Origin of the sequence: Nitrospirillum amazonense, from assembly GCF_007828035.1 — a bacterium.
Taxonomy (GTDB): Bacteria; Pseudomonadota; Alphaproteobacteria; order Azospirillales; family Azospirillaceae; genus Nitrospirillum; species Nitrospirillum amazonense.
Window position 1 is genome coordinate 590,729 of the sequence record NZ_VITV01000001.1, and the last position, 13,511, is coordinate 604,239.

The 13,511-nt window shown below is 67.5% G+C and carries 8 protein-coding genes; 4 read left to right on the plus strand and 4 right to left on the minus strand.

Annotated elements, in window-relative coordinates; genetic code table 11:
* Positions 1–27: 27 nt before the first annotated feature.
* Positions 28–2,499 carry a tetratricopeptide repeat protein gene (locus FBZ87_RS02615; protein WP_145608803.1) on the minus strand — a complete coding sequence of 824 codons (2,472 nt, stop codon included), beginning with the start codon at positions 2,497–2,499 and terminating at the stop codon, positions 28–30.
* Between the two features lie 126 nt (positions 2,500–2,625).
* Here FBZ87_RS02615 and FBZ87_RS02620 point away from each other — a divergent pair, with 126 nt between their 5' ends.
* A complete protein-coding gene (locus FBZ87_RS02620; RefSeq protein WP_145608804.1) occupies positions 2,626–3,531 on the plus strand; it encodes a hypothetical protein in 906 nt (301 codons plus the stop codon).
* A 3-nt stretch (positions 3,532–3,534) separates the two neighbouring features.
* On the opposite strand, the gene FBZ87_RS02625 is transcribed toward FBZ87_RS02620, so the two are convergent.
* The 3 genes from FBZ87_RS02625 to FBZ87_RS02635 all read right to left on the minus strand — a co-directional run bounded on the left by FBZ87_RS02625 (position 3,535) and on the right by FBZ87_RS02635 (position 7,872).
* Positions 3,535–4,743, minus strand: coding sequence for an MFS transporter (locus FBZ87_RS02625; RefSeq protein ID WP_145608805.1), 1,209 nt, complete (start codon positions 4,741–4,743; stop codon positions 3,535–3,537).
* A gap of 122 nt (positions 4,744–4,865) precedes the next feature.
* The gene (locus tag FBZ87_RS02630) at positions 4,866–5,453 is read right to left on the minus strand and encodes a nucleotidyltransferase family protein (protein WP_145608806.1); all 588 of its coding nucleotides are present in this window, start codon (positions 5,451–5,453) and stop codon (positions 4,866–4,868) included.
* Between the two features lie 148 nt (positions 5,454–5,601).
* On the minus strand, positions 5,602–7,872 hold the full coding sequence (locus FBZ87_RS02635) for a TonB-dependent receptor (RefSeq protein ID WP_145608807.1): 2,271 nt from the start codon (positions 7,870–7,872) through the stop codon (positions 5,602–5,604).
* A 487-nt stretch (positions 7,873–8,359) separates the two neighbouring features.
* Here FBZ87_RS02635 and FBZ87_RS02640 point away from each other — a divergent pair, with 487 nt between their 5' ends.
* The 3 genes from FBZ87_RS02640 to FBZ87_RS02650 all read left to right on the plus strand — a co-directional run bounded on the left by FBZ87_RS02640 (position 8,360) and on the right by FBZ87_RS02650 (position 13,504).
* Positions 8,360–9,556, plus strand: coding sequence for a glycosyltransferase family protein (locus tag FBZ87_RS02640; protein ID WP_145608808.1), 1,197 nt, complete (start codon positions 8,360–8,362; stop codon positions 9,554–9,556).
* 377 nt (positions 9,557–9,933) lie between these two features.
* A complete protein-coding gene (locus FBZ87_RS02645) occupies positions 9,934–12,285 on the plus strand; it encodes a TonB-dependent receptor (protein ID WP_145608809.1) in 2,352 nt (783 codons plus the stop codon).
* 64 nt (positions 12,286–12,349) lie between these two features.
* On the plus strand, positions 12,350–13,504 hold the full coding sequence (locus tag FBZ87_RS02650; protein WP_145608810.1) for a metallophosphoesterase family protein: 1,155 nt from the start codon (positions 12,350–12,352) through the stop codon (positions 13,502–13,504).
* Positions 13,505–13,511 lie beyond the last annotated feature (7 nt).

The following is a 13,511-nucleotide window of genomic DNA, read 5'->3' on the forward strand; positions in this document are numbered from 1 at the left end:
GGCGCGTCCCGGGATCGGCGCAAAAGGTTAGGCGTCCGCCAGCGGTGGAATCTGGAAAAACGCTTCCAGCGCCTTCCGCCCCGCACCCGCCCGCAGCGCCACCACCGCCTGGTCCAGGCGCGCGTCGATATCGGGCAGAGTCTTCTCCGGCACGATGGGCACGAACATCGCCGGCCCCGCGCCGCCATCCAGCCGGCCGCCATCCAGTCGATAGACGCGCCCGGCCCGGTGGACGGGAAGCAGGCGGTCGGGTGTCAGCACGAAATCGACACCGGCCACCAGGGCCACCTGATCCAGGAAATAGCCCAGGACCGGGCCCCCGTTCCGGCAGCGGTCCCAGTGATACAGCAGCAGGTCGGCCACGCCCCGGGCGAAAGCCCGGGCCATGTCCCCCGGCCCGACCGCCACCAGGCCGCCGCCAACCGCGTCATAGGGGGCCGCCAGGTTGGCGGGGCCCCAGGTGGCCGCGACCGGCCGGCCGGCGGGCAGGGCGGCGACGAAGCGGGCGGGGTCGGACAGGAAAGCGGCATCGATGTCGGCGACCACCAGCGGCGCGCCATAACGGTCCTGGATTTGAGGCAGCCGCAGGAAGCGCGCGGCGGTCAGGTAGGTAAGGCGCGTTTCATGGTGCAGTTCCGGATCCAGCGCCTCCGTCGACCATCCCAGGCGCAGGCCGGGTGCCGCCGCCGCCAGGAAGTCGATGTCATCCGTCGCTGGGTCGCAGATATGGACATGCAGGCGGGTGCCGGCGGCAACGGCGGCGATGGAGGCCGCCAGGAAGGGCAGGAAGCGGCGCACATAGCGGCTGTCGGCCGCCACCAGCACCACGGGCTCTTCGGCGACGCCCGGCGCCGTCCGCCCCCAGTCCAGCGTGGCGTCGAAGCCTGCGCGCAACGGCTCGGCGGCGGCGGTCCAACGCTGGAAGTCATCGCCCAGGGGAATCTGGGCCGCGAAGGGCAGGGCCTGTTCCAAGCTGGCGAAACAATCCTTCGCCCGCCGCTCGTGCCCCAGACGCAGGGCGACGCAGCCGTCCAGGAAGGTGAACCAGGGGTCCAACAAGGGGTCACGCCCCATGGCGGCCCCTGTGACAGCCTCGACCAGCCGGGGCAGTTGCGCCGCCCCATCAGGCTTCCGCAGCAGATGGTTGCCGGTCTCCAGCGCCAGATAGTAGGCGTTTTTCCAGAAATAGTCCCGCGCCTCCCATTCCGTCGCAACCCAGGCGACCAGGCGGCCCAGGGCGTCCCACGCCTGATCCGTCGCGGGCGCGATGTCGGCCAACAGGCGGGCCAGGCGGTGGCAGTCTTCCATCCCCGCCGCCCCAGTACCCGGAACCAGGGCCTGGATCTCGGGCAGCAGGGCCGCTGCCGCCGCGATTTCGCCCTGGGAGACCAGCAAGGTGGCGCGATTGCTGGCCGCCGCCGCGCGCAGGTCCGCTGCCAGGTCGCCCCTGATCATAAGGGTCGCGTAAGCGGACAGGGCTTCCGCATCCCGCTTGGCCTGGTGCAGCAGGCGGGCGCGGGCGAACAGCAGGTCGGGGCGGTCCGGCGCCAGCGCCAGCGCGGCGTCCAGGACGGCCAGCGCCTGGTCCGGCCGGTCCTGACGCTCGCGCAACTGCCATAGCGCCTCATGGGCCATGAGGTTGGCGGGCTCCCGATCCAGTACCGCCTGGAAACAGTCAGCGGCGGCCTCCAGCCGGCCCAGACCGGCCAGCACCTGGCCCAGGCCGAAGCGGGCGGGCAGCAGACCCGGCGCCAGGACCAGCGCCGCCTCATAGGCCGCGGCGGCGTCCTGCGCCCGGTCCCGCTTGTGCAGCAGCGCGCCCTGCACCTGCAGGCCCTGCGCCGCCAACAGGGGATCGCCGGCCGACAGCCCGGGGACGGCCAGCGCGGCCTGGTAGGCAGCCAGCGCCGCGTCCTCCTGCCCCTGTGCCTCCCGCACGCGGCCCAGCGTGATGTGGGCCGCGGCCGCGGTCGCCCCCGTCGCCGGGGCCAGGGCGCGGGCCAAGGCCGCCGCCGCCGCGTCCAGCCGCCCAAGGGCGTGGAGGCAGCGCCCCTGGTCCAGCGCCAAAGCCGCATCCGTCGGCGCCAACCGGCTGGCGCGTTCGAACAGGCCGGCCGCCTCATCCTTGCCACCTGGCTCGCCCCGGCCGGCCAATAGCCGCGCCAGGGGTGCCAAGGCCTCCGCCTGGTCCGGCTGCTGGGCCAGGACGGCGCGGAACTGGGGGATGGCGGCCTCCGCCCGGCCGGACGCCATCAGCGCCTTGGCCAGGGTCAGGCGATAAGCCACGGCCTCCGGCCGCAGCGCCAGCGCCCGCTCCAGCCCGGCCGCAGCCGCGTCGAACTGGCCAGCCTGTGCGTCCAGCACGGCCAACAGGTAAAGGGCGTCGGGGGTGTCGGGCGCCACGGCCAGGATCCGGCCGTAGAGGATGCGCGCCTCGGCCAAGCGCCCCGCCTGATGATGATCCAAGGCGGCCTGCAGCGCCTCAGCGATGGTCGCCACGGCGACACCCCTTTCCCCAAAATGCCCCAAAGAGCCCCACTCCCACGCCGCTGGCGCGGGGACGGGCTTATGGTAAACTAACGATTGTCGACGCAGTCTCGACCAAAGAGGCCAGGCCGCACAAGCATGTCCAGGGAAACGGCATCACCGCCGGCCCCCAACCCCGACGTCCGGCGCCGTCCCCAGGAGGGTCGGCGGGGGCGTGACACTGACCAATCCCGCCGCTATCGCGCCACCCGTCAGAAGATCGCCCAGCTGAACGAGGCTGTGCGCGCCCTGGGCGCCGATTGCGCCCGCACCCTGGCGGCGGAACCGCACGTGGACGAGGCGTATGCAACCCTGCGCCGCCTGTCGCCCCTGTTCAGCGAGGTGCTGTCGTTCGTCGCCGTCATCGGCACCCAGGTGGACACGTTGGAGGAACCGCGCCGTACCGAGGCGATGGAGCAGCTGGCCCTGCTGGAACGCCACCTGGCCCGGCTGGAGCTGGAAACCAGCGCCACGCTGATGGACCAGCTGGCGGCCTCGACCGCGCCCCGCGCCCTGGGCACGCGCCATGTCCTGGAGCGCTGGCTGGCGGGCACGGAAGGGTTGGAGGAAAAATTGGACCAGGACGGCCAGGCGCGGCTGGGGCATATGCGCGCCCTGGCGCGGGTGGTGGCCGATGGCTGCCCCGCCCTGCCAGACTTCTCCACAGCGCAGATGCCCGCCGGCGAGGGCGGGCGGGCGGATACCGTCCCCTTGCTCACCCGTGCGCCCGCAGCATCCCGGCCGGATACCGGCACCGTCCAACTGGCTTTCCGCACGGGTGAAAAGGGGGTGCACATCGACCCTGGCCAATCGCACAACCTGGCGGCGGAGGTGCGGCGGCTGAAGCTGCAGGTGGCCATCGCCGCCGTGCTGGACATCACCCCGGCCAACGTGGCCCTGGTGCTGACCGGGCGCGACCCTTTCCGCGCCGTCCAGGCCACGGCCCTGGCCGACGTGCTGCGCCGGCACATCGGCGCCGACCGCCTGGTGGTCAGCGGGCCTTGAGCCTCATACTTCCTGGCGGCGGGCGTGGGCCAGCAGCCAGCAGCCCAGCAAGGCCAGGGCGATGGCGCCGCCAGTGGCCGACACGGCCAGCCAGCCGCCCAGGTCCCACGCCAGGCTGGCCACGGCCGAGCCGCAAGCGCCGCCCACGAAATAGGTCGTGAGGTAGACCGTGGTGACCCGGCCCCGGGCACCATGGTTGCCCGCGTAGATGACGCTCTGGTTGGTGATCTGCAGGCCCTGCACGCCAATGTCCAGCAACAGGATGCCGGCGGTCAGCGCGATCAGCGACCAGTGGGTCAAGGCCATCAAGCCCCAGGCGGCCAGGCAGGCGGCAGCGAACAGGCCGGTGGCGGCGTGGGCATGGCCCTTGTCGGCCAGGCGGCCCGCCCGGCTGGCGGCCAGCGCGCCGGCCAGGCCCGCCAGACCGAACAGGCCTATGGTGGCCTGGTCGAAATGATAGGGCGCGTCGCTGAGCACGAAGGTCAGGCCCGTCCACAGCACACTGAAGCCAGCGAAGCCCAGGGCCCCCATCAGCGAGCGCCAGCGCAGCACCGCGTCCGTGCGGGCCAGGTGGAGGACGGAGGCCATCAACCGGCCGTAGGGGATGCTGGGACGGGCGGGGTCGGCCGGCAGCGCGCGCGCCAACAAGGCGCCCAGCACCGTCATCACGACGGCGGCGGCGATATAGACGGCGCGCCAGCCGGCATAATGGGCGATAGCGCCGGCGATGGTACGGGCCAGCAGGATGCCCAGGATGAGGCCGCTCATGACCGTGCCTACGGTGCGGCCCCGGCTGTGGTCCGGCGCCAGGGACGCGGCGAAAGGCACCGCCACCTGGGCGGCGCAGGATAGCACGCCCACGCCCAGCGAGGCGGCGGCGAAGGTGAGGAAGCCGGGGCTGGCCGCGGCCCCGAGCAACAGGAGGATGCACAGGGCCAGCAGGGTCAGGATCAGGCGCTTGCGGTTGTGGGTATCGCCCAGGGGCACCACCAGCAGCAGGCCCAGGGCATAGCCCACCTGGGTCACCGTCACCAGCATGCCCGCCGACCCCATGCCCACCTGGAAACTGGCGGCGATGTCGGCCAGCAGCGGCTGGACGTAATAGATGTTGGCGACCACGGCACCGCAGGTGATGGCGAACAGCAGCGTCAGCCCGGCGGACAGGCCGCCCGATGCGGTTTGGCCGGGTGTGGTTTCGGATGACACGGTCATGGGACGGCGGACCTGTGCTGAAGACAAGGGCGGCCGTCTTCAGTACCGGGGTTCTGTCAAATAGGAAACGGTTAGTTGCGAAAACCAGCCGCGCCCCGTGCGGGGGCTTGACGGCGGCCTTTTCAGTCCACGTCCATCACCCGCAGCAGGGGCCAACGTTCCAGCCAGCGCTTCTCGCGCACCCGCTGACGCAAAATTTCGCGCTTGGCGCCCCGGAAGGCCGGCGTGGGGCGGATGACGCGGCCGAACAGGTCGTCCAAGCCGAAGGGCGCCAGAATCTCCAGCGCATCGCCCGGGGTCAGGCGCACTGCCACGGCTGTGGCCGTTTCCGGCCAGTGGCGCAGGGCATCGGCGCAGCCGGCATAGGGCGCGTCGCCATTGCGGCAGTGCATGCGGGCCTGGTTTTTCACCGACCAGGGAACACCGGGCGCCAGGGCCAGCAGGCGGTCGGTAAGGTCCCGATCCACCGCGATGGACGGGCGCACGGCGTCGAACCACACCACATCCACATCGCTGTCGGGCGCTTGGCCCGCCGTTTCGGGGCCGGCCTGTTGGCGGTGCAGCTGATCCCACACGGCGTTGCGCACGAAGCCCGCGCCAATCCAGCAATCCGGCAGGTCCAGGGCGCGAACATGGGCCAGCAGCCGCATGCGCCAGGCATCGTCCCGAATCACGGCCTGCAGGCGATCGCCATAGGTGAGCTGGTGCATGGTGCCGCCCCATCCTGCGCGGATAAAAAGAATGGGCCCCGCCGGTTAGCCGGCGAGGCCCCTGAAAGATATATGTCTTTCCTCATATGGGGTGAGACCGCAAAAGGTCACACCCCCAAAATGTCGCACTTATGCAAGTTACGCGGCCTCAGAACTTCTTGCGCACGGAGACGAACACGGCGGCGGGGGCGCCGGCCTGCAGCGTCTGGAAGCTGCCCGTCGGGTCGCTGACGGTGTAACCGTTGGTGCCGATGGACGAGATGTAGTGACGGTCGAACAGGTTGGTGACGTTGCCCTGGATTTCCAGGTCACGCTGCCAGCCGCCGCCCTGGAAGCGGTAGCCGAAGCTGAGGTCCACGGTCATGTAACCAGGGACCTTGCCGTCGTTGATGTAGGTGTAATACCGCTCGCTCATGTAGTTGCCGGAGACCGCGCCGAACAGCATGCCGTTGTCGAACGACAGCTCGGCCTTCACCATGTTCTGCGGGCTGTCCACGGTGATCTTGCCCTTGGTGGCGGCGTACAGGGTGCCGTCGCCGTTCAGGGTATCGTCGTCGTAGGTGGACTTGTTGTACGAGTAGGAGCCGTACAGCGACCAGTTCTTCACGAACTTCCAGGTGCCGGCCAACTCGATGCCCTTGGAGGTGACACCACCCACGTTGGACAGAGCCGACGGGTTGCCCTGGATGCCCGAGCCCACAGTGGTCGCCAGCAGGCGGTCATGGAAGCTGACGTAGTAGGCGGCGGCCACCGCCTCGAACGTATCGACATGGGCGCGGGTGCCCACCTCGAAGGCGTCGGAGGTTTCAGGCTTCAGCTTGCCCTTGATGGCGTTGAAGCCGGACTGGGTGGTGGAGAACGGACCGTCGGTGTGCGAGCTGACGAAGGCGCGGGCGTTCTTGGCGTAGTCGCCGAACAGCTCGGCCTCGTCGGTCAGCTGGTAGTTGAAACCCACCTGCGGCAGGAAGCCCTTGGAGGTGTCGATAGAGCCGTTGATGATGTCGCTGGCCGAGGTGTAGCGCTGCGTCTGGCTCTCGTTCTCCACCTTGATCGACTTGAAGCCGTAATTGATCTTCAGCTTGTCCAGGGCCTGCCAGGTGTCCTGCAGGTGGAACACGTAGGTCTTGGTGTTGAAGGCGTACTGCCACTGGGTGGCGAAGGGATTCTCCTGGAACTCATCCGCCGTGCGGCCGGGGCTGGCCAATCCCAGGCCGTAGTAGCGCCGGGCCTGGTCGAAGTCGTTGTTCTCGAACCACAGGCCACCTTCGATGGTGTGGTCGGCCAGGGTGTAGGTCAGGCTGTCCACCGTGCCGATGCGCGACACCGTGTATTCGGTGGTGCGCATGGAAATGGGGGAGCCGCCGAACGCGGCGGGGGTCGGGACGTAGGGGGTGTCCCAGGTGCCCATGCCCTTGTCGTGGTGGCCATAGACCATGGCCTTCAGCGACAGGCGGTCGTTGATGGGGTATTCCAGCTGGGTCGAGCCGATGATGTCTTCACGGTTGCCGGCGCCGTCGAAGTAGACGTCGTCAGGCGTGGAATACGGCGCCGGAATGGCCTTGCCCGCCTGGTAGGCGGTCGCGATGGCCTTGGCCAGCGTGTAGTTGTCAGAGATGTTGTCCAGCTTGTAGCCGAACTTGCCGATCAGGGCCAAGGACAGGTCCTGGTAGTCGTTCTCATGCCGGTCCGAGTAGTTGACCATGGTGGTCAGCGTGCCCTCGCCCACCGGCTGGACGAACTTGCCGTTGGCCTGCTGCTGCCACTGCTCGCCCTGGCCCTTCCACTTGTTGCCGTGCTGGTAGTCGTAGCTGAGATAGCCGCGGCCGCCGCCGTCGATCTCACCCGTTTCGATGCGGCCGAAGGCGCGCACCGTGGCGTTGCTGCCGTAGCTGACGGCGGCCAAGCCGCCGGCGGTGGTCTCCGGATCGGCCGACTTGAACTTCAGCGTGCCGCCCAGGTTGGAGGTGGAGGCGGTGTCCAGGGCGCCGGTGCCCTGGGCCATCTGGGTGACGCCCAGGTTCTCGGACGAAATGGCGCGGCTGATGTGCAGGCCATTGTCGTTGGCGTAGCTCATGTCACCCAGCGGGATGTCATCGAGCGTGAAGCCCAGCTGGTTCTGGTTGAAGCCGCGCACCGAAATGCGCACGGCCCATTCGTAGGCGCCGTAGGGATCGGCAGCCTGATAGTTCACGCCCGGCAGCTTGGAGATCACCTTGATGGGGCTGGCGCCCGGAACGGCGATCTGCATGTCCATGGGCGTGATGGCCTGCACCTGGCGGGTTTCGCCGCGGCCGAACACGACGATTTCCTGCAGCGCGTCGGCATCCGCGGCGGCGTCCGGCGCCGTCTGCGCGAACGTGGCGCTGGAAATACCGAGGATGAGCAGAGACACACCTGCCAACAACCGATTCTTCAGCATCGAATTTCCCCCTTCGATTTATTTAAAATCTTCCCCGTCCGGCAGTACACATAAGTGATATGGTCACCTTTATGTCCGGCTTGAAAGCGCATGCTGCATAGCAACGCGATGTGAATATTTTAAGACAGTGCGATTACCGATCCGTTTACTGGCAACGGTGTGACATTTTGGTATACGGTTCTTCCCCCTCGGGGGTGGCGGGCGTCCCACCCTTGGGGTGGCTGCCGCCCAAGCCCCGCGCGCGCCCGGCGCCGGCGGGGCTGCGGCCCCCAGCAGCAACCGCGACAGGGCCCGGCGGGGCTCACCAAGGTCATGGACGATCATCCGGCGAGGGTTGGGAAACCGTCCGTTACGCCATCCGCTTGAAAAGACGGCGACATATTGGTTAACGATTCATGACCGTCTGGGCACCGGTGTCCGATGCTGGCGTCACCAGCCCGGCTGGGGCACCTTAGGCGCCAGGGGCCGACGCCCCAGGGGAGAGGTCATGCGTATCGTTCTGTTCAAGGGCCAGTCGCAATACGGCTCGCTTCGGCTGCATATCGACCAGTTGGCGGCGGCCCTCGCGGCCATGGGGCACGAGGCCATTGTGATCGACCTGTTGCTCCCGGACGGAATGGCGCGGCTGAACGCCGCACTCAGCCAGCCGGTGCAGTTCTTCTACTCCCTCAACGGCATGGGGGTGGATATGCGCGTCGGCGACCAGACGCTGTACGATGCGGTCGACAGCCTGTTCATCACCCTGCATGTCGACCATCCGGTGCATCTATGGCCCCGGCTGGAGATCAAGATGGACCGGCGGCTCATCGTCAGCTTCCTCGACGAAAGCCACGTCAAGCTGGTGCGCGACAGCTTCCCCCCCGAACATTTCGCCGCGCTGTCGATAATGCCGCCGGGCGCCAACACCAGCATTCCGCCGGCCATGCCCGACGAGGAAACGCTGTTCCAGGACTGGGCCACGCGGCGCGACATCCCCCTGCTGTTCACCGGCACCTACCGGGGCGCGCCCCAGCGGAAATGGCACAGCGCCGAGCGCAACTTCGTCACCACCCTGTTCGACGACGCCGCCGACCTGGCGCTGAGCCAGGACACGCTGTCGCTGGAGGAGGCCATCGACCAGGTGCTGGCCGTCCGCGACACCAGCCTGCCCCCCGCCAGCCGAATCCAGTTGATCCGCAAATCAGGCGAGGTCTACCGCTATGTGGAAGCCTATCGCCGACACCAGTTGCTGGTGACCCTGAATGCCGCCGGGGTGCCGCTGGTGGTTTACGGTAAAGGGTGGGAGGACCGGCCCTTCCCCGCCTTCGATTGGCGGGGGGAAGGCAGCTTCGAAGAGACGCTGCGCCTGCTGCGCCGCACCCGCCTGGTGCTGAACAGCAACAACAACTTCGTTGCGGGCGGGCACGAACGGGTGTTCGCGGCGCAAGTCAACGGCGCCGCCGTCGTATCCGACACTAGCCGCTACTACGACCGCCACTACACCGACGGGCGTGACATCCTGTTCTATCGCTGGACCGCGCTGGAAACCCTGCCCGCCCAAATCGAGGCGGCGCTGGCCGACCCGCACGGCCTGGCGGCCGTGGCCCGGGCGGGCTTCCGCCAGGCCACCGCGCACCACACCTGGGACGTCCGCGCCCGCCACATCCTGGATTTGTTCGCGGCCGTCAACATCCTGACTCGCTGATTCCTGCCCCGCTGCCCCACTGCCCCGGGGGGGGCTGGGGCCGTGACCCGCTGCGTCATAGTGGCGCAGCGGGCCTGCCTGCGCGCCATGAAAATTATTATCAGTATAAATCTGGTGTCGCTCTCGGCGCTCATGTCAAACGATGATCGGCGTTAAGGCCAGATCAACAAGAACCACGTGCTTTCGCCGAATTCTGCCGCTCGCAGCGTCAAAATTAACAGAATGTTTAATTTATAACGAAGTCGTTAATCGACCAAAACCCAAGATAATTTCTTTTCCGGTAATAATAACGAAATAAACAGTCAACCAAAATTTAACGTGCACCCCCAAGGCGCGAAACCTAGTGAAGCGCCACGTTTTTCATGGGGAGCCGAAAAATGTTCAACAAAACAAGAAGCAGCCGCCGTTTCCTCCGCGCCGCCTTGTTGGCCGGCAGCGCCGTGGGCTTGGCCTGGGCCGGCGGGGCCTGGGCCGCGCCCGCCGATGCCGTCGTGGACGCCGGCGCCAGTGGGAACACGGGCAGTGGGGATACGGGCAGTGGGGATACGGGCACCGGGGACACGGGCGGGGGCGCCAGCCGCTCCACCGCCGGCACCGGCTCGGAAGGTGTGGACGTGGACACCATCCTGATCGAGGCGGAGCGCAACCGGGCCGCCGCCGAGGCGCCCGTGAAGGCGTCGCTGGACCAGACCCAGCCGAAATCCTTCATCAGCCGCCGTTACATCGAGCAGGCGACGCCCGAGACCGGCGACTTCACCACCACCGTCCTGATCGCCCCCAGCATCGGCGGCATCGCCTCCAACGGCGGTGGCGTGGGGGAGACCAACAAGGTCACCCTGCGCGGCTTCGCCGACGGGCAGTTCAACATCACCTACGACGGCATGGCCTTCGGCGACACCAACGATCCGACGCACCACCCCGCCTCATACTTCCCGGCGTCCACCATCGGATCGGCCGTCGTGGACCGCGGCCCGGGTGCGGCGGGCGACCTGGGCCAAGCCAACTTCGGCGGCGCCATCCACTATTTCTCGCCCACCGTGGACGACACGTTCGGCCTGTCGCAGAAGATCACCTTCGGCTCGTTCAACACCCAGAACTTCGTTTCCACCATCCAGACCGGCAAGCTGGACGAACTGGGCGGCACCAAGATCCTGCTGAACTTCGATGAGCGGCAGTCGGACGGCGAGCTGAGCTTCTCCAGCGGCGAGGCGCAGAACCAGCTGATCAAGATCCAGGTGCCCATCAGCGAGACGTGGCAGGCGACGCTGTTCGCCACCCACAACCGCACCCACTTCTACCAGTCCGACGCCGGCCCGGGCGAAACCTGGGCCCAGGTCGTGGCCTACGGCAAGGACTTCGCCCTGAACGACAACCCCAAGGACGAGCATTACTACAAGTACAACCAGCAGCGTAAATCCAGCGACTTCGACTACATCAACGTCAAGGGCGACCTGGGCGACGGCTTCAGTGTCGACAATGACGCCTACACCAATTTCTATTCCAACCAGACGGAATCGGTGAACGACGTCACTGGCCTGGTGGGGGCGGCCAACACCTCCAGCACCGGCAACAAGAACCTGCCCAAGACCGACATCGGCGGCTACAGCAAGGGCAACCGCTACCGCGTCTTCGGCGACATCCTGCGCGGCAACAAGGACTGGACCTTCGGCACCCTGAAGGTGGGCGGGCTGGTCGAAACCTCCAGCACCGACCGGCACAACCTGCTGCAGGACCTGACGCAGGGCATCGATGACCTGAAGTATTCCAGCCTGACGGCGCCGGTGGTGAAGAACGTCTCGAACGTCAAGACGCTGGAGGACAGCTCATGGTTCCAGTACCAGCTGTTCGCCGATTTTGAGCTGCGCCCCATCGAGCGGCTGACCATCACCCCGGGCGTCAAGTACGTGAACTTCGACCGCACCGTGGACGCCGCCATGGAGAACAGCGGCGTCACCAACTTCACCCGCGGGCCGCTGCACGGCGACAACGTCTATGACAAGACGCTGAAGTTCCTGACGGCCAACTACAAGATCACGCCGGAGGTGGCGGTCTACGCCCAGTACGCCACCGGCTTCCTGATCCCGTCCCTGTCCACGCTGTATGTGAACAACCTGGACCTGAACGCCCTGAAGCCGCAGGAAACCACCAACTACCAGCTGGGCGCGGTGTGGAGCCGCGACAACATCACCGTCGATGCCGACATCTACAGGATCGACGTCACCAACCTGTCGGTCGCCGACCCCACCGGCCAGTTCTACGTCAACGCCGGCAACGCCCGATATAGCGGTGTGGAAGGCCAGGCGGCCTACAGCTTCGACAACGGCGTGACCTTCTTCGTCAACGGTTCGATCAACGCGGCCAAGGACCTGACGGCGCACCAGGGCCTGACCAAGGTGCCGAAATGGACGGACGCCATCGGCGTGCTGTTCAACCAGGGACCCTGGCAGATGACGCTGAGCCGCAAGCAGGTGGGCCGCCAGGTCGTGGCCTACAACGGCAACACCGCCACCACCACTGCCGACGGCACCTTCCTGGCGCCGGGCCAGGCGTGGGAGATCCCCGAGTACACCACCACCGACGCCTCGATTTCCTACGATTTCGGCATGGTGCGGCTGAAACTGGCGGCCTTCAACCTGGCCAACGACCGGGCCATCACCACCTATGGCGGCGGCCTTTACACCTTCCAGGCCGGCCGCCAGATCCAGGGCACCATCCAGGTCAAATATTGAGCCTAGGCGCAACCGTCGGGGGCGGCCGCCTTGCCGCCCCCTTCCCCATTTTCAGGTTTCCCCCATGATCCGCACCGCCCGCCTGCTGGCGCTTGCCGGCGCCTGCCTGTCTGCCACCCTGGCCGCCGCCCTGGCCGCCGCCCTGGCCGCCCGGGCAGCGCCCGCCGACGATCCGGTAGTCTTCCACTTCGCCACGGTGGGCGACAGCCGCCAGGATCCGGAGGACCCGCGCCTGACCGTGCATGACGCCCCGTTCCTGCAGGCGACGCGGCAGCTGGCCCGCATTAGCCGTGAGGTGCAGGCGGCCCATGCCCAGGCCTTCATCTTCCTGGGCGATATGGTCATGGGCTACACCCCCGACCGGCCGTTGCTGGACCGCGAGTACGCCTATTGGCGCGGCATGATGGCCCCGCTGATGGAAACGGGCACCTACGTCCTGCCCGTGGCCGGCAACCATGAGACGGAAAGCAAGGTCAAGCAGCCCAACGGCAAGACCCTGAAGCTGGCCAACACCGCCAACGAGGACGCCTGGCGGGCGAACATGGGCGACCTGGTGCTGGACGCCCCGCTATGGCAGCGGCTGACGGGCGTGCCCGCCACCCATTGGTCGATGGACAACACGCCAGCCATCGGCACCGACCGCATCACCAGCGACCAGCGCCAGCTGACCTACAGCTTCGACACCGGCCCGGTGCATATCGCCGTCATCAACACCGACCCCAGCGGCGCCGACGGCACCGCACCCGTCGCCTGGCTGGAGGCCGACCTGACGGCGGCCGAGGCGCGCGGCGCCACCCACATCTACATCTTCGGCCACAAGATGGCCTACAACTACGACTTCCCCGTGCCGAAGGACAAGGTGGGCAAGGCCGAGAAGGAAACCGGCCTGGAGGCGGGCGGCGAGGCCATGCGCGACACCTTCTGGCAGATCGTGGAACGCCACCACGCGACATATTTCTGCGGGCATGAGCACATCTTCCACGCCTGGCAGCCGACCAAGGCGCAGGGTGGGCAGGCCTGGCAGGTGATCATCGGATCCGGCGGGTCGCCCCTGGCGGCGGTCAAGGCGGGCGGCACGGGGGAGGTGGACCGCCTATACGCCTGGGCGGAAGTCTGGGCCTATCGCAGCGGCCGCACCCACGTGGCCATCCACGGCTTCGACGACGGCGACGCCGCCAGCCGCACCCTGCAGGAATGGGACATCCCCGCCGGACGCTGACCCGGGT